This window comes from Bradyrhizobium sp. UFLA01-814 (assembly GCF_046718885.1).
GTDB classification, from domain to species: domain Bacteria; phylum Pseudomonadota; class Alphaproteobacteria; order Rhizobiales; family Xanthobacteraceae; genus Bradyrhizobium; species Bradyrhizobium elkanii.
The window spans coordinates 92,205-108,866 of the sequence record NZ_JAQOSR010000005.1; the positions used below are offsets into that span (position 1 = coordinate 92,205).

Annotated in this window: 13 protein-coding genes; 12 read left to right on the top strand and 1 reads right to left on the bottom strand. The window is 65.4% G+C overall.

All coding sequences use genetic code 11. From position 1 onward, the window contains the following. Positions 1–76 precede the first annotated feature (76 nt). Positions 77–1,471, top strand: coding sequence for a hypothetical protein (locus PMN64_RS02925; RefSeq protein ID WP_411779652.1), 1,395 nt, complete (start codon positions 77–79; stop codon positions 1,469–1,471). 207 nt (positions 1,472–1,678) lie between these two features. Here the strand turns inward: PMN64_RS02925 and PMN64_RS02930 are convergent, their stop codons facing one another. Next, entirely contained in the window at positions 1,679–2,002 is a 324-nt protein-coding gene (locus PMN64_RS02930) for a DUF1127 domain-containing protein (protein WP_028345270.1), read from the bottom strand. 155 nt (positions 2,003–2,157) lie between these two features. Between PMN64_RS02930 and PMN64_RS02935 the strand changes: the two genes are divergently transcribed. The 11 genes from PMN64_RS02935 to PMN64_RS02985 all read left to right on the top strand — a co-directional run bounded on the left by PMN64_RS02935 (position 2,158) and on the right by PMN64_RS02985 (position 16,485). Beyond that, a complete protein-coding gene (locus tag PMN64_RS02935) occupies positions 2,158–3,738 on the top strand; it encodes a winged helix-turn-helix domain-containing protein (RefSeq protein WP_411779653.1) in 1,581 nt (526 codons plus the stop codon). Positions 3,739–3,962: 224 nt separating this feature from the next. Continuing rightward, a complete protein-coding gene (locus PMN64_RS02940) occupies positions 3,963–4,163 on the top strand; it encodes a DUF6494 family protein (RefSeq protein WP_027547784.1) in 201 nt (66 codons plus the stop codon). Between the two features lie 58 nt (positions 4,164–4,221). Beyond that, on the top strand, positions 4,222–4,590 hold the full coding sequence (locus PMN64_RS02945; protein ID WP_028345268.1) for a VOC family protein: 369 nt from the start codon (positions 4,222–4,224) through the stop codon (positions 4,588–4,590). 542 nt (positions 4,591–5,132) lie between these two features. Beyond that, a complete protein-coding gene (ccmI, locus tag PMN64_RS02950; protein ID WP_411779654.1) occupies positions 5,133–6,272 on the top strand; it encodes a c-type cytochrome biogenesis protein CcmI in 1,140 nt (379 codons plus the stop codon). Between the two features lie 47 nt (positions 6,273–6,319). After that, positions 6,320–6,817, top strand: a complete 498-nt coding sequence (gene ccmE, locus PMN64_RS02955; protein ID WP_168858113.1) for a cytochrome c maturation protein CcmE — start codon at positions 6,320–6,322, stop codon at positions 6,815–6,817. Further along, complete coding sequence (locus tag PMN64_RS02960) at positions 6,814–8,796, top strand: heme lyase CcmF/NrfE family subunit (RefSeq protein WP_050387040.1); 1,983 nt, start codon at positions 6,814–6,816, stop codon at positions 8,794–8,796. The genes ccmE and PMN64_RS02960 overlap by 4 nt, the downstream gene beginning before the upstream one ends. Beyond that, the gene (locus PMN64_RS02965; protein ID WP_411779655.1) at positions 8,796–9,302 is read left to right on the top strand and encodes a cytochrome c-type biogenesis protein; all 507 of its coding nucleotides are present in this window, start codon (positions 8,796–8,798) and stop codon (positions 9,300–9,302) included. Before PMN64_RS02960 ends, PMN64_RS02965 begins: the two co-directional genes overlap by 1 nt. Before the next feature lie 171 nt (positions 9,303–9,473). Then, positions 9,474–11,060, top strand: coding sequence for a Do family serine endopeptidase (locus PMN64_RS02970; RefSeq protein WP_057020253.1), 1,587 nt, complete (start codon positions 9,474–9,476; stop codon positions 11,058–11,060). A gap of 346 nt (positions 11,061–11,406) precedes the next feature. Further along, the gene (locus tag PMN64_RS02975; RefSeq protein WP_016842329.1) at positions 11,407–12,087 is read left to right on the top strand and encodes a response regulator transcription factor; all 681 of its coding nucleotides are present in this window, start codon (positions 11,407–11,409) and stop codon (positions 12,085–12,087) included. Further along, positions 12,071–13,525 (top strand): ATP-binding protein, encoded by a 1,455-nt coding sequence (locus tag PMN64_RS02980; RefSeq protein ID WP_411779656.1) that lies wholly within the window; start codon positions 12,071–12,073, stop codon positions 13,523–13,525. The genes PMN64_RS02975 and PMN64_RS02980 overlap by 17 nt, the downstream gene beginning before the upstream one ends. Continuing rightward, entirely contained in the window at positions 13,522–16,485 is a 2,964-nt protein-coding gene (locus tag PMN64_RS02985; protein ID WP_411779657.1) for a bifunctional [glutamine synthetase] adenylyltransferase/[glutamine synthetase]-adenylyl-L-tyrosine phosphorylase, read from the top strand. Before PMN64_RS02980 ends, PMN64_RS02985 begins: the two co-directional genes overlap by 4 nt. Positions 16,486–16,662 lie beyond the last annotated feature (177 nt).

Sequence of the window (16,662 nt, forward strand, 5' to 3'; positions counted from 1 at the left end):
CTTAACGGGCCCGCCGCTATCATTGCGGGCGGACGGGCTGCGGCGCTTGCCGGGCACCAAGCTTTCACGACCGGGCATGAGCCAGAAATCGACCGAGCGGCTGAGGGATTATCTCGCGCAGCTTCCGCCGCAATCGCAGGCGCTGCTGATGCGGGAGCTGGAGCGCGCCGTCGAACGCGGCGATGACGTCGCCGTCGCCAATCTGGTCCTCGAGCAGCTGCGCAAGATCGTGCGCGGGGCCGAGGAGGACGAGCAGATCCAGCCGCGCAGCGACGATCCGGCGCGGCTGCTGTTCCGGCCGCTCGAGCCGTTCCTCGCCGAGACCAATTTCCCGACGCGAGCGGGCCAGATCCGGCGCGCCTCGCTGCTGCCGATCTGGCAATGGCTCGCCCGCGAGGGCGCGCCCGAAGCGGCTCGCGCGTTCGAGGCGGCGCTCGTCGCGGCGACGGAGAGCGGTCCGATGGAGGCTGCCGCGCGCAAGTTCCAGCTTGCGGCCGCGGACGCCATCCTCAAGATCGCGGCGCCAAGTCAGGACGACCGCCAGCGCGCGCTGTCGCGCGTCGGCCCGCCAAACGTGGTCGAGGACCTGCTGCCGATCGGCCTTGTGCTGCAGGCCCGCGAAGCGCTGGAAACCCTGGGAAGCCGGCTGCCGAGCCAGATCCGGGTGTTTGCCGACTCCCAGATCGCGTCCGCCACGGAAGCGCTCAAGCTGCCGTCGCTGCAGACGCCGCAGCTATTGCCCTTCGCGCTGTCACTGATTGCGCAGCGGCTCGCCGCGCCATGGCAGATTGTCCGCCTCGCCATCAAGATGGCGGCCTCGGACGATGAGCTCCGCGTCGCGGCAACGCCGTATGGCGTCGCGGTCACCATCGCGCTGCATGACCTGTCGTTCGTCGCGGCCTGCCTGCGCACCGACATCAGGCGCGGGCATTTCGATTATGTCGGCGAGCAGCTCAAGACGCTGCATGACGGCGTCCGCGGCCTGCGCACCGAGCTCGATCTGCGCAACGATTCCACCTGGGGCCGCCAGCTCACCTCGGTTCGCGCCGATACCTCCAACGCGCTGCAATCGGAGATCGACAGCGTGCCGGGCCGGGTCCGCCGCATCCTGCGCCAGCGCGCCGACAAGGACATTGCGGCCGGCGCCAAGATCGATGCGACCGAGGTCGAGGACGCCGCCGCCCTGATCGATTTCGTCGCGGTGTGCCGCACCTATGCCAGCGAGCTCGCCATCAACGAGGTGACGCTGCGGACCTTCTCGGATCTGCAACATTATGTCGAGCAGTCGACCGAAGGGCTGGTGCAGTCGCTGCGCGGCGGCGACGCCCGGGTCCGGGCCTTCCGCCAGCAGCAGGTCAAGGCCGCGATCCGGTTCTGCGAGGTGCTGTTCGGCCACGACTACGCCTCCCTGATGAACCGGGCGGCGGAGAATGCCGTCACCGGCGAGCGGAAGTCGTCGCGCGCGGGGTAGCGATAGCCTAGATACGGTTCGAACCCTGTTCGAGCGCTCCAAAATCCCACTTACCAGGGCGTGTACCTGTAAATCCGTCCGCTGTACCAACGTCCGCATTGCCAACGGTAAGCTGACAAAACAGGCGCGCTTGGTCATGTCGGCTAAGGGGCCAGAAGCAGCCATAACGGCTTGCGTAGCAGACCGCGATGGTTTCCGCGCATTGCACTAGCGAGGTTTGACGCGTGTTTCTGAGAGGTGCTTGTCCCAATGTGGGTGGATTTGGCCGTCCACTGTTGGCAGGTATTGGACCCATTCGGCTCGTATGCCTCGCGGGTCGATATCTCTGTTCGACACGACGTAGTCAATCTCGCCTCGCGTCGTGCCAATATCCATCAGCTCGCGGTCCGTCAGGCGGCATAATTCCGTTTGCAGCCTCCGGCGTTTGCGCCACTCCTGAAATGCCTTCCAATATGCTTCGAGCGGACTATAGACCGGCCGGTCGGCAGTTGCTCTGTGCTGCAACTTGGTGATCTCTTGGACTGTGCTCATTGCCGTGTGTCCTGTCTACTTTTCGGAGGACGAACATGCTGTACGACGAGCCACCGCGCCTGACATCCGGCTTACATTTTCCTTACCAGCGGCTTATTCTTTGCGTTCGAGGGCGTTAAAGCCTGAAAATCGAACGCCCTTTAAGGGATCGCCAGATGCGCTATTTCTTCGAGGAGTACGCATTCGATACTGACCGTCGCGAGCTACATCGCGGGACCATCCCTGTTCCCATCACGCCGCAGGTCTTCGATCTACTAGACCATTTGATCCGGCACAGGGAGCGCGTCGTCAGCAAGGACGATCTCATCAGCGCAGTTTGGAACGGACGCATAGTCTCAGATGCCGCGTTGACGACCCGCTTGAATGCCGCTCGCGCCGCAATCGGTGACGATGGTGACAAGCAGCGCCTAATCAAAACGTTGCCGCGCAAAGGCTTTCGCTTCGTTGGCGTAGTGCACGAAGGGCAGACGCCCGAAACTGCGGCGGCTAGTTCGGCGGCGCAGAACGACGGCACGGCACAAATGTCACTTTCATCGCCTCACCTCTCCATCGTTGTGTTGCCCTTCGCCAACCTCAACGGCGACCCAGAGCACGACTATTTCGTCGATGGTGTAACGGAAAGCCTCACTACGGACTTGTCGCGGATCAGCGGCTCATTGGTGATCGGGCGACACACCGCATTCACCTACAAGGGCAAAGCAGTTGACCTCAAGCAAATCGGTCGCGAGTTGAACATCCGGTATGTGCTAGAAGGCTCCGTGCAGCGTCACGAAAGCCGACTTCGCGTCAACGTGCAGCTGGTAGACGCTGAAACCAGCGCGCACTTATGGGCGGACCGCTTTGACAAACCCGTCGCCGATCTGTTCGATATGCAGGACGAGATCATATCTAGGCTAGCTAACTCCTTAGACGCGCAGCTCGTCGCAGCCGAGGCCGTGAGAGCACAACGTTCGGCGCATCCCAATTCAATGGAGTTGTACTTCCAGGGCAGAGCTAAGCTCAATATGGGGTTGACTTTCGAATATATCTTGCAGGCGCGCCACTTTTTCGAGCGTGCCCTGACGCTTGATCCCGGCAATATCGAAGCGTGTCTGGGCTTAGCGCATGTTGATGGCATTGTTGGTGCCGGCTACATGACCGACAATCGGATAAAGTACCTTACCGTAGCAGAAGTGGCCGTTATGCATGTCCTGACCCTCGCGCCGAACCACGCCTTGGCTCACTTACATTTGGGAACAGCAAAAATTTTCACGAACCGCGTGTCCGAGGGCATTGACGAACTACAACACGCTTTGGCGTTGGACCGAAATCTGGCCCATGCGCACGGGTTAATCGGTCAAGCCAAGATTTTCCTCGGTCGCGGCGGGGACACTGAGGCGCATGTCTTAGAGGCACTCCGCCTGTCTCCCCGCGACATTCATGCCTTCATGTGGATGCAGTATGTCGGTTTCGCTAAGTTGCAACTTAGTGCCGATAGGGAAGCCGTCTGTTGGCTCCGCAGGAGCATCGACGCCAACCGAAATTATCCGTTTGCGCATCTTGGGCTCGCCGCTGCCCTAGCACTGCTTGGAGCACTCGATGACGCGCGGGCCGCGGCGCAAGCAGGGCTCGCGCTTCAACCTAATTTCAGCATCCGCCGCTTCCGCGCCAGCCCGTCGAGCGATAATCCAGCTTATCTCGCCAAACGTGAGCGCATTTATGAAGGCATGCGATTGGCAGGAGTACCGGAGGGGTAATGTCGCAGATGGGTCACAAGCAGCGGTCGAGGACCGCGCTCAGCCGTGTCCGGTCCACCTCAGCGTGCCGACATTGCAGCGTCAGGTGTAGTCTTCAGATCCGGGCCGAGGTTGGTAGGCGATCCAGGTAAGGAGGAAGTCGGCGGCGACGCGAGCGCGGCCTCGATGTTTGGGGTTTGCTCACCTCGTGTTAGACTTTGGCTACCCGATCAGGGAGAACAGCCATGACCGCCGAGTTCGATGAAGACCGCTTCAATATGGCTATCCGTAAATTTCTGAAGCATGTCGGAGTTACATCGCAGCGTGAAATCGAGAACCTGGTGCGTAGCGGGGCGGTGAAAGGTGGCGAGCTCAAACTGCGAATGACCCTGTCCGCTGAGGGGACGCCGCTGAAACATGTTGTCGAGGAAACAGTCGCACTCTGACCGCGAGAGAAGTCTTACCTACAAACGACGCAGGAAATAGTGCAGGAGAGTTGTTTCCATGATCGAGGGGATCAGCGCGGTCACGCTTGGCACCCACGAAATGCCACGGGCTGTCCGATTTTACCGCGCCTTGGGATTTGAGGTCCTGCATGGCGGCGAACAGTCGTCATTCACCAGCTTTCGGGCTGGTGCGAGTTATCTCAACCTCATCGCCCAGCCTGCCGATCGGTGCTGGTCCTGGTGGGGACGCATCATCTTTTATGTTGCCGATGTTGACAAACTCTACGACCGTTCGCTTGCAGCCGGATACCAGCCGGCTACTGTCCCCCGCGACGCCGAATGGGGTGAGCGCTACTTCCACCTGATTGATCCCGATGGCCACGAACTCAGTTTCGCCCGGCCTCTGCTCCCAGTTTCCGTCGAATAGCAGCTCGAAGCGACCTACCATCCCGCGCGGCAGCCGGCCTGGGTGCTCAAATGCCACGCTGCATAACAATGATCCTCGGTGACGGCGTGACGCGTTCATCCGCCGCCCGTCGCCGCGTCGCGCTAATGCGAACATCCCTGGATGTCGCAGAAGGGTCGCAGGACGATATTGCCGGGGTCGGGTCGCGTGTCCACTTTGCCCTGAAAGCGGGCGGGAAACCGACGAGCCTGGCAGGTCGGGACGACAAGCATTTGCGCAATTTCGGAATAATGGAAGTGTGGCACTGAGTTGCCCGACGTGTCAAGCGTCGATCGAGTACCGGCGGAAGCCGGCTACTGTGCATGGGGTTGTTTTCGATATTTTGGTCGCGCGCGCCTTCGCCCGGAAATGCCGTTGCAATACCGCCGGAACGGCACCGGAAACCGGCTGATTTCGACCTTCGGTCGATCCAGCAATTGTCAATTGCCGGGCTCGCCGCCGGTAGTGTAAAGCGATTCTAAGGCGGCTTGCCGGAAGCCGCCGTTCCATCCGGGAACCGCTTGATGACGCTGTGGTTTGTGTTCGCGCTGATGACGGTCGCGGCGATCTTTGCCGTGCTGTGGCCGCTCAGCCGCCGCGGGCGCGCTGATACCGGCGGCAGCGAGGTCGTGGTCTATCGCGACCAGCTCGCCGAAATCGACCGCGACATGGCCGCCGGCATCATCGGCGCCGCCGAGGCCGATGCCGCGCGGATCGAGATCAGCCGCCGGCTGCTGGCCGCCGCCGATCAGAGCGGACGTGAGACCCCGGTGCAGGGCAGCCTCAACCTGCGGCGCACTGCCGCGATCGTCGGCCTGGTCGGATTGCCGGTGATCGCCTCGGGCTTCTATCTCGCGCTCGGCTCGCCGCGCCTCGGCGACTTTCCGCTCGCCGAGCGCAGCCGGGTGGCCGACGCCAACCAGCCGCTCGCCAATCTGGTTGCGCAGGTCGAGGCGCATCTCGAAAAGAACCCGACCGACGGCCGCGGCTGGACGGTGCTGGCGCCGGTGCTGTCGCGCCTCGGCCGCTACGATGACGCCGTCCGCGCCTATCGCAACGCCATCACCTATGCCGGCGACAGCGCCGATCGCCGCGCCGATCTCGGCGAGGCGCTGATGGGGACTGCCGGCGGCGTCGTCACCGCGGACGCCAAGGCGGAGTTCGAGCGCTCCGTCGCGCTGAATGGCGACGATGCCAAGGCGAACTATTTCCTCGGCCTTGCCGCCGAGCAGGACGGCCGCAAGGCTGATGCCGCGGCGCTCTGGCAAAAGATGCTGGCGAAGGCGCCGGCGGACGCGCCGTGGCGGCCGCTGGTGCAGGCCGCGCTGGTCCGGGTCGGTGGCAGCGCGCCCGGCGGCGGCAGCGCACCCGGTGGCGTCAGCGCACCGGCGCTGCCGGACAGTGCGGTGGCTGCGGCCAGGGACATGAGCGAGGCCGATCGCGGCACCATGATCAAAGGCATGGTCGATCGGCTGGCGACGCGGCTGAAGACCAATGGCGACGACGTCGAGGGCTGGCTGCGGCTGGTCCGCGCCTATCTCGTGATGGGCGAGCGCGACAAGGCAATGAGCGCGCTCGCGGATGCCCGTCAGGCGGTCGGCAACGATGCGGACCGGTTGCGTCAGCTCAATGAGGGGCTGAAGAATCTCGGGCTGGATGGATAACGCATGACGCCGAAAAGTGCGGAGAACGTCATGCGCAAGGATGGAACATGACCAGGAAGCAACGGCGTTTGACACTGATCGGCTGCGCGCTCGTCGTGCTCGCGATCGCCGCGGGCCTGGTGCTGAACGCGCTGCGCGATTCCATCGTGTTCTTCTCGACGCCGTCGATGGTCGCCGAAAAGCATCTTGGTCCGGGCAAGCGTTTCCGCCTCGGCGGCCTGGTGGAGCAGGGCTCGCTCAAGCGCGGCGACAATCTCGCCGTGACCTTCACCGTTGGCGACGGCGGCGCGACGCTGCCGGTCGCCTACAAGGGTATCCTGCCGGATCTGTTCCGCGAGGGGCAGGGCGTGGTCGCCGAAGGCGCGCTCGATGCTGACGGCGTGTTCCGCGCCGACACCGTGCTCGCCAAGCATGACGAGACCTACATGCCGAAGGACGTCGCCGACGCCTTGAAGAAGCAGGGCCACTGGAAGGACGATTACGGTGCCAAATCAAGCAATACGCCGAGCGCCTCCGCGGCGCCGACACAGGGAGCCGTGCGGTGATTGCCGAAAGTGGACATTACGCCCTGGTGCTCGCGCTTGGGCTGGCGTTGATCCAGTCCATCGTGCCGATCGTCGGCGCGCGCTGGCGCGATGCGGCGCTGATGAACGTCGCGCGTTCGACCGCGCTCGCCCAGTTGCTGTTCGTCGCGGCGTCGTTCGCGGCGCTGGTGACGTTGCATGTCACCTCGGATTTCTCGGTCGCCAATGTCTACGAGAATTCGCACTCGCTGAAGCCGCTGCTCTACAAGATCACCGGCGTCTGGGGAAACCATGAAGGATCGATGCTGCTGTGGGTGTCGATCCTGGCGCTGTTCGGCGGCCTCGTCGCTGCCTTCGGCAACAATCTGCCGCTGTCGCTGCGCGCGCATGTGCTGGCGGTGCAGGCCTGGGTCGCCAGCGCGTTCTATCTGTTCATCCTGATCACCTCGAACCCGTTCCTGCGCATCGCCAATCCGCCGCTCGAGGGCCGCGACCTCAACCCGGTGCTGCAGGATATCGGCCTCGCGGTGCATCCGCCGATGCTCTATCTCGGCTATGTCGGCTTCTCGATCTCGTTCTCGTTCGCGGTGGCGGCGCTGCTCGAGGGGCGCATCGACGCCGCCTGGGCGCGCTGGGTGCGGCCGTGGACGCTGATGGCGTGGATCTTCCTGACGCTCGGCATCGCGATGGGCTCCTACTGGGCCTATTACGAGCTCGGCTGGGGCGGCTGGTGGTTCTGGGATCCGGTCGAGAACGCCTCGCTGATGCCGTGGCTTGCCGGCACCGCGCTGTTGCATTCGGCGCTGGTGATGGAGAAGCGCAACGCGCTGAAGGTCTGGACCGTCCTGCTGTCGATCCTGACCTTCTCGCTGTCGCTGCTTGGCACCTTCCTGGTGCGCTCCGGCGTGCTGACGTCGGTCCATGCCTTCGCCACCGATCCGACGCGCGGCGTGTTCATCCTGCTGATCCTGTTCGTCTTCATCGGCGGCAGCCTGTCGCTGTATGCCTGGCGCGCGCCGGCGCTGAAGCAGGGCGGGCTGTTCGCGCCGATCTCGCGCGAGGGCGCGCTGGTGCTCAACAATTTGCTGCTCACTACCGCCTGCGCGACCGTGTTCATCGGCACGCTGTATCCGCTGGCGCTCGAGGTGTTGACCGGCGAGAAGATCTCGGTCGGCGCGCCGTTCTTCAATTTCACCTTCGCACCATTGTTCGTGCCGCTGTTGCTCGCGGTGCCGTTCGGGCCGCTGCTGGCCTGGAAGCGCGGCGATCTGCTCGGCGCGGCGCAGCGGCTGATGGTCGCCGGCATCGTCGCGCTGGTTGCGATGGCGCTGGTGTTGGCGTGGACCTATGGCGGCGCGACCTTGGCGCCGCTCGCGATCGGGCTTGCGGTGTTCGTGATCATGGGCGCGCTTTGCGATCTTGCCGAGCGCATCGCGCTGTTCCGGATTCCGCTGTCGCTCTCGCTGCGCCGCGCGCGCGGCTTGCCGCGTGCGACCTGGGGCACGGCCTTCGCGCATGCCGGTCTCGGCGTCGCGCTGATCGGGATCGTCTGCGAGACCACCTGGAATAGCGAATATATCGGCGCGATGAAGCCGGACGACGTCGCCCGCGTCGCCGGCTACCAGCTGCGGCTCGACGGCCTGAACCCGCGGCAGGGTCCGAACTTCCGCGAGATGGTCGCGCAATTCACCGTGACGCGTGACGGCGAGAAGGTCAGCGTGATGACGCCCTCGAAGCGCAACTTCACGACGCGCGGCGCCTCGACGACCGAGGCCGCGCTCATGACGCGCGGCGCAAGCCAGCTCTACATCTCGCTCGGCGATACCTCGGCCGACGGCGCGATCGCGGTGCGCATCTATCACAAGCCGCTGGTGCTGATGATCTGGTGGGGCCCGGTGCTGATGGCGTTCGGCGGCATGCTGTCGCTGTCCGACCGCCGCTTGCGGGTCGGCGCGCCGAAGCCCGCGAAAGCGGCGCGCGCATTGCAGGCGGCCGAGTGATGCGGTCGCGCGCGCTTGCAGCCGCCGTGCTTGCGGCGGCCCTGGTGCTCGGCGCGATGCCCGCCCGGGCGGTGCTGCCCGACGAGATCATGGCGGATCCGGCCAAGGAGGCGAGGGCGCGCGAGCTCTCCAAAGAGCTGCGCTGCATGGTCTGCCAGAACCAGTCGATCGACGATTCGGAGGCGCCGCTGGCGCGCGACCTCCGTCTTTTGGTGCGTGAACGCATCTCGGCCGGCGACAGCGACCGCCAGGTGATCGATTTCCTGGTGGCCCGCTACGGCGAATTCGTGCTGCTCAAGCCGCGCCTCAACGAGCACACGCTGCTGCTGTGGCTGACCCCGCCGCTGGCGCTTCTGCTGGGCGGTTTTGCGCTCTGGCGGCTCGGCCGGCGCAAGGCAAATCCGGCCGCCGGCGGGGCCGATTCCACCGCCGGACTGACGTCCGACGAGCAAGCGCGCCTGAAACGGCTGCTGGCGGCGGAATCCGCGCCGGACAAGCCGCTTTAGTTCCCTTTTAAGTCCTTTATTTACCTGCGCTATTCTGCCGCAGCGGCGGCCTGCTCAATTACCAAAGTTTAATTCCGCAGCCAGCGCGCTGTAAGGCTGATGACCCCATGTTCAGACCCATCAGGTGCTCGCCCCCGGCACCAATGATTCTGGCCCTGGAGATTTCAAGACATGACCGACCGTCCCGACCTCTCGACCCTTCCGTCCTACAAGGCGCCGAAGCGCTCGCTGTTCTCTGCCCGCAAACTCGCGCTGATGGCGTCGGTCGTGGCCGGCCTCGGTGCCGCCACCTATGGCTTCAGCCCCTCGCACAACCCCGCCGACCTGTTCACGACGCCCGCGCATGCGCAGGTCAATAACGAGGTCAAGAAGGTTCAGCAGCCGGTCGGGTTTGCCGACATCGTCGAGCGCGTCAAGCCGTCGGTGATCTCGGTCAAGGTCAACATTCGCGAGAAGGTCGCGAAGGATGACAGCAACAACAATGACGATTCGCCGTTCCAGCCGGGTTCGCCGATGGAGCGCTTCTTCCGCCGCTTCGGCGGTCCGGATGGCTTGCCCCCGGGCCTGCGCGGTGGACCGCGTGGCGGTGGCGTGGTGACGGGCCAGGGCTCCGGCTTCTTCATCTCGGCTGACGGCTTTGCCGTGACCAACAATCACGTCGTCGACGGCGCCGACAAGGTCGAAGTCACCACCGACGACGGCAAGACCTATTCCGCCAAGGTGATCGGCACCGATCCGCGCACCGACCTCGCGCTGATCAAGGTCGAGGGCGGCTCCAACTTCCAGTTCGCCAAGCTGTCCGAAACCAAGCCGCGCATCGGCGACTGGGTGCTGGCGGTCGGCAATCCGTTCGGCCTCGGCGGCACCGTGACCGCGGGCATCGTCTCGGCCTCCGGCCGCGACATCGGCAACGGCCCGTATGACGATTTCATCCAGATCGATGCGCCCGTGAACAAGGGCAATTCGGGTGGCCCGGCATTCGACGTGTCCGGTGAGGTGATGGGCGTCAACACGGCGATCTACTCGCCGTCCGGCGGCAGCGTCGGCATCGCGTTCTCGATCCCGGCCCAGACCGTCAAGAGTGTCGTCGCCCAGCTGAAGGACAAGGGCGCGGTCAGCCGTGGCTGGATCGGCGTCCAGATCCAGCCGGTGACCTCCGACATCGCCGACAGCCTCGGCATGAAGAAGGCCGAAGGCGCGCTGGTTGCCGAACCGCAGGCCAACGGCCCCGCGGCCAAGGCCGGCATCGAATCCGGTGACGTCATCACCGCCGTCAACGGCGAGCCGGTGAAGGATGCGCGCGAGCTCGCCCGCACCATCGGTGGCCTCGCGCCCGGCAATGCCGTGAAGCTGAACGTGCTGCACAAGGGTCAGGACAAGACCGTCAACCTCACGCTCGGCCAGCTGCCGAACAACCTGGAGGCCAAGGCTGACACTGACAAGAGCGACAAGGGCAATTCGTCCCGCGGCACCGACGTGCCGAAGCTCGGCCTCACCGTCGCGCCCGCCAACAGCGTGGCTGGCGCCGGCAAGGATGGCGTGGTCGTGACCGAAGTCGATCCCAAGAGTGCTGCCGCTGAGCGGGGCTTCAAGGAAGGCGACGTGATCCTCGAGGTCGCCGGCAAGTCCGTCGGCACCGCCGGTGAAGTGCGGGATGCGATCACCGCGGCGCGCAATGACAGCAAGAACAGCGTTCTCATGCGCGTGAAGAGCGGCGGTTCGTCGCGCTTTGTGGCAGTGCCGCTGGCGAAGGGATAACTATCTATGAGTTGGAAAGCGTCGCCGGCATCAGTCGCCCCCGCCGACGGCGCTTTCCGGGGGGCGGGCCCCTTGCTCGCTCCCTACGTTGCCTTTCGATGGAATATGCCCCCCTCTGTCGGAAGGTCTCAGGGCGGTGAGGTCCCCCAGCTTCACCGCCCACTTTTTTCAGCGCATGATTCGGAAAAGTGGAGACCGGTTTTCCCCCGCGACAAACCCGGAACGGGTTTGCGCGGAGATCATGCGCCCACGAGATTTCCGGAATATGCGCGGTCGTCTTGCATGTGCAGGCCGGCCGCGTCATGCTGACAGAGGGCCAATTCCCGTGACCGCAATCGCTCCGCAAATGCGCATCCTGATCATCGAAGACGACCGTGAGTCAGCCGACTATCTGGTCAAGGCATTCCGCGAAGTCGGCTATATCGCCGATCTCGCCTCCGATGGCGAGGAAGGGCTGTCGATGGCCGAGACCGGCGACTACGACGTGCTGGTTGTGGATCGCATGCTGCCGAAGCGTGACGGCCTGTCGCTGATCGGCAGCCTGCGCGACAAGGGCAACCGGACGCCGGTGCTGATCCTCTCGGCGCTCGGCCAGGTCGATGACCGCATCAAGGGCCTGCGCGCCGGCGGCGACGACTACCTGCCGAAACCCTATTCCTTCGCCGAGTTGCTCGCGCGCGTCGAGGTGCTGTCGCGGCGCAATGTCGGGCCGGCCGAGGAGACGACCTACCGGGTCGGCGACCTCGAGCTCGATCGGCTGTCCCACCGCGTCGCCCGCGGCAAGGACGAGCTGACCTTGCAGCCGCGCGAGTTCCGCCTGCTCGAATATCTCATGAAGCATGCCGGGCAGGTGGTGACGCGCACCATGCTGCTCGAGAATGTCTGGGACTATCATTTCGATCCGCAGACCAACGTCATCGACGTCCACATCTCGCGGCTGCGCTCCAAGATCGACAAGGGTTTTGAGCGGCCGCTGCTGCATACCATCCGCGGCGCGGGGTATATGATCCGTGACGGCATTCGGTAAACTGATCCGGACCACGGCGTTTCGGCTGACGCTGGTCTACCTGTTCCTGTTCGCGCTGTTCGCCGCCTCGCTGCTGGCTTACTTCGCCTGGAACACGCGGCGGCTGATCACCGAGCAGATCACGACGACGGTCAACGTCGAGATCAGCGAGATCACCGACATCTACAACCGCCGCGGCCTGCGCGGCCTGCTGGGCACCATGGGCAACCGTGCGCTGCGGCCGGGCGCGAATCTCTATCTGGTGACGGCGCCGAACGGGCAGATGCTCGCCGGCAATGTCGGCGCGCTGGCGCCGGGCGTGATGAGCACGCAGGGCTGGACCGAGACCGCCTATCGCCGGCTCGACGACCAGGACAAGACCGATCACCGCGCGCTGGTGCGGGTCACCCAGATGGACAACGGCTTCCGCCTGCTGGTCGGGCGCGACCTCGAGGAACGGCGGCGGCTGTTCGGCATCGTCGCCAAGGCCGCGCAATGGTCGATCCTCGTCGTCGTCGTACTCGGCATCGGCGGCGGTATCTTCGTCGCCCGCCGCGTGCTGCACCGGATCGACGCCATGACCGGCACCACCAAGCGCATCATGGCGGGCGATCTGTCCGGCCGGCTGCCGGTCGGCCGCAGCGGCGACGAGCTCGATCGCCTGGCGGAAAATCTCAACGCCATGCTCGAGCGCATCGAGGCGCTGATGACGGGGCTGAAGGAGGTCTCCGACAACATCGCCCATGACCTCAAGACGCCGCTGACGCGGCTGCGCAACCGCGCCGAGGAGGCGCTGGCGCGGTCGGGCTGCGAGGCCGACTATCGCGCGGCGCTGGAGCGGACCATCGAGGAGTCCGACGGGCTGATCCGCACCTTCAACGCCCTGTTGATGATCGCGCGTGCCGAGTCCGGCCAGGCACGCGGCAACATGGACGATTTCGACGGCGCCGATGTCGCCAACGGCATCCACGAACTGTACGAGCCGCTGGCCGAGGACGACGGCATGACGCTGCAGGTGAAGACCATGCCGGCGCCGATTCACGGCAACCGCGAATTGATCAGCCAGGCGGTCGCCAACCTGGTCGAGAATGCCATCAAATACGGCAAGCCCGACGCCAGCGTGCAGCCGCTCAATGCGGATGCGCGGGAGATCCTGATCGAGGCGCGGCGCGAGGGCGATCAGGTCCTGCTCAGCGTCACCGACCACGGCCCGGGCATTCCCGAGGCCGACCGCAAGCACGCGGTCGAGCGCTTCGTCCGGCTTGAGGCGAGCCGCACCTTACCCGGTTCCGGTCTCGGCCTCAGCCTGGCCTCGGCGGTCGCCACGCTTCATGGCGGCGAGCTCAGGCTCGGCGACGCCCATCCGGGGCTGGTCGCCACCCTGGTGTTGCCCGCGCGGGCGGGCGGCAGTGACAGGCTTGCGGCTCAAACGCAGGATGTGCCACAGAAGGCGGCATGAATGCCGCCGCGCCGGGAAACGCGGATCGACATCGTCTGGCCGCGCGGTTCGCGGACGGACCGCGTGTCGCCGCGCCCGTATCCGCCGATCAGCGCCTGACCGACTGGTTCGCCGAGCTCGAGCCGGCGCAATCGGCCGCGCTCAATGCGTTGCTCGAACATCCGTTCGCACGGGACATCCTGCGCGGCATCGCCGAGTTTTCGCCCTATTTGTTCGAGCTCGCCCGCGCCGACGCCGCGCGGCTGATCCGGATCCTGTCATGCGACCCGGAGTCGCATCTTGTCGGCCTGATCGAGACGACGTCGCGCGAGGTGCTCGCCGCCGGCAGCGAGGCCGACGTGATGGTTCTGCTTCGCCGCATGAAGGCGGAGGCCGCGCTGATGATCGCGCTGTGCGACATCGGCGGCGTCTGGCCGGTGATGCGGGTGACGGCGGCGCTGACCGACATCGCGGTGAATTCGGTGCAATCGGCGCTGCGATATTTGTTCCGGCAGGAAGTGGCCCGCGGCCGGATGACCGCCGCCGATCCCGATCACCCCGAGGCAGGTTCGGGCCTGATCGTGCTCGCGATGGGCAAGATGGGGGCCGGCGAGCTGAACTATTCCAGCGACATCGACCTGATCGTGTTCTTCGATCGCGCGGCCACTTCGCTCGCCGAGGACATCGAGCCGCAGCCGTTCTTCGTGCGCGTCACCCAGGCGATGGCGCGGATGCTGCAGCAGCGCTCGGGCGACGGCTACGTGTTCCGGGTCGATCTCAGGCTGCGGCCGGACCCGGCCTCGACCCAGGTCGCGATCTCGACCGACGCGGCTTTGCATTATTACGAGCGCGAGGGACGCACCTGGGAGCGCGCCGCTATGATCAAGGCGCGGCCCTGCGCCGGCGATCCGAAGGCCGGCGAGGCGCTGATCGTCGAGCTCGCGCCCTTCGTCTGGCGCAAGCATCTGGATTTTGCCGCGCTTGCCGATGTCCACGACATGAAGCGGCAGATGCAGACCTATCGCGGCCAGAGCGAGATCTCGGTCGAGGGCCATAACGTCAAGGTCGGCCGCGGCGGCATCCGCGAGATCGAGTTCTTCGCCCAGACCCAGCAGCTGATCGCCGGCGGCCGCCATCCGGAGTTGCGGGTGCGGCCGACGCTGGAGGCGCTCAACGTGCTCGCCAACAGCAACTGGATCACCTTTGAGGCGCGCGACGAGCTGACGACGGCCTATGAATTCCTGCGCCGGGTCGAGCACCGCCTGCAGATGATCGCCGACGAGCAGACCCATTCGCTGCCCGAAGCGCCTGAGGACGTCGAGCGCTTTGCGCATTTCTTCGGCTACGAGAATCGCGAGGCCTTCGCCAGGGATTTGCTCGGCCAGCTCAAGATCGTGCAGAACCATTATGGCAAGCTGTTCGAGGGCGACGATCCGACCGGCACCGCGAAGCTGCCGGATATCGACTACGGCGCCGGGCCCGAGGATGCCCGCCTGATCGAGCATCTCGCCAATCTCGGCTTCAAGAAGCCCATTGCGGTTGCCGGCACCGTGCAGCAGTGGATCGAGGGCGATTATCGCGCGCTGCGCGTCGAGGCGACGCGCGCTGCGTTCCTGGAATTCATTCCCGGCCTGATCGACGGCCTCGCGAATGCCGAGGAGCCGGATGATGCGGTGGCGGCGTTCGACCGTTTCCTCGGCGCGCTGCAGCGGGGCGGGCGGCTGATCTCGCTGCTCAGCCAGAACCGCGATTTCGTCGCGCTGGTGGCGCTGATCCTCGGCGCGGCACCGCGGCTCGGCGACATGCTGGCGCGGCAGCCGCAGATCATGGACGGCCTGGTCGATCCGCGCTTCTTCGGCGCGATGCCGGACAAGAAGGAACTGTCGGCGCGGCTCGCCGCCACGCTGCAGGATGCGTCGTCCTACGAGGATTTCCTCGATCGTCTGCGATTGTTCGGCCAGGAGAGCCTGTTCCTGATCGGCACGCGGATCCTGTCCGGCACGGTGTCGGCGCAGCACGCCAGCACCGCCTTTGCCGATGTGGCCGAGGGCATCGTCCACACCGTGCACGGCCTCGTCACCGACCAGTTCGCCGCGCAATATGGCCGGATCAAGGGGCAGGAGACCGCGATCGTCGCGATGGGCCGGCTCGGCAGCCGCGAGATGACGGCGTCCTCCGACCTCGATTTGATTCTGCTGTACGATTTCGACAGCGAGGCGCCGGATTCCGACGGCGAGCGCTCGCTGCACGGCGCGCAGTATTTTGCCCGCTTCACCCAGCGTCTGATCAGCGCCTTCACGACCCGGACCAATTATGGCGTGCTCTACGAGGTCGACATGCGGCTGCGCCCGTCGGGGCGCGCCGGCCCGGTCGCCTCGCGGATCGATTCATTCTCCGACTACCAGGAGCGCGAGGCCTGGACCTGGGAGCACATGGCGCTGACGCGCGCCCGCGTGATCTCGTCGTCGCCTGAGTTCCGCGAGAAGATCGAGGCGATCATCCGCAGCGTGCTGACCCGGCCGCGCGATGCGGCGTCGACCGCGGCCGACGTTGCCGACATGCGACGCGCGATCGCGCTGGAGAAGGGCGAGGACGATGTCTGGGATCTCAAGCTCGCCGCCGGCGGGCTCGTCGACATCGATTTCATCGCGCAATATCTCCAGCTCGCGCATGCCGCGGTGAAGCCGGAAATCCTCAGCGTCTCCACGCTGCAGGTGCTCGACAATGCCGCCAAGCTCGGCCTGCTCGGCCAGTCCGAGGCCGAGATCCTGCGCTCGGCGGCGCGGCTCTATCATGACCTGACGCAGATCCTGCGCCTCTGCGTCACCGGCAAGTTCAATCCGGAGACCGCGGGCGAAGACCTGCTGCGCGTGATGGCGCGGGCCGGGGACACGCCGGATTTCTCCGCCCTGGAAGCCCGCCTGCGCGAGACCCAGAGCGAGGTGCGCCGCGTCTTCAACACGATCGTGGGCGGCGGGTAGCATACTGCGTAGGCTGGGTTAGCGACTTGCCCGCCGTGGCTCAACGAGCGAAGACGAAAGCGCCTCCAGCTAACCTACGGTGTTGAGCCCGTCATCCTGAGGTGCGAGCTCTTGCGAGCCTCGAAGGATGCACGGCCACAGTCGGGCCGTCGACCCTTCGAGACGGCCGCGTTGCGG

Coding starts and splice junctions, on each gene's coding strand:
- PMN64_RS02925 (WP_411779652.1), top strand. CDS start 77: ATGAGCCAGAAATCGACCGAGCGGCTGAGGGATTATCTCGCGCAGCTT.
- PMN64_RS02930 (WP_028345270.1), bottom strand. CDS start 2,002: ATGAGCACAGTCCAAGAGATCACCAAGTTGCAGCACAGAGCAACTGCC.
- PMN64_RS02935 (WP_411779653.1), top strand. CDS start 2,158: ATGCGCTATTTCTTCGAGGAGTACGCATTCGATACTGACCGTCGCGAG.
- PMN64_RS02940 (WP_027547784.1), top strand. CDS start 3,963: ATGACCGCCGAGTTCGATGAAGACCGCTTCAATATGGCTATCCGTAAA.
- PMN64_RS02945 (WP_028345268.1), top strand. CDS start 4,222: ATGATCGAGGGGATCAGCGCGGTCACGCTTGGCACCCACGAAATGCCA.
- ccmI (WP_411779654.1), top strand. CDS start 5,133: ATGACGCTGTGGTTTGTGTTCGCGCTGATGACGGTCGCGGCGATCTTT.
- ccmE (WP_168858113.1), top strand. CDS start 6,320: ATGACCAGGAAGCAACGGCGTTTGACACTGATCGGCTGCGCGCTCGTC.
- PMN64_RS02965 (WP_411779655.1), top strand. CDS start 8,796: ATGCGGTCGCGCGCGCTTGCAGCCGCCGTGCTTGCGGCGGCCCTGGTG.
- PMN64_RS02970 (WP_057020253.1), top strand. CDS start 9,474: ATGACCGACCGTCCCGACCTCTCGACCCTTCCGTCCTACAAGGCGCCG.
- PMN64_RS02975 (WP_016842329.1), top strand. CDS start 11,407: ATGCGCATCCTGATCATCGAAGACGACCGTGAGTCAGCCGACTATCTG.
- PMN64_RS02985 (WP_411779657.1), top strand. CDS start 13,522: ATGAATGCCGCCGCGCCGGGAAACGCGGATCGACATCGTCTGGCCGCG.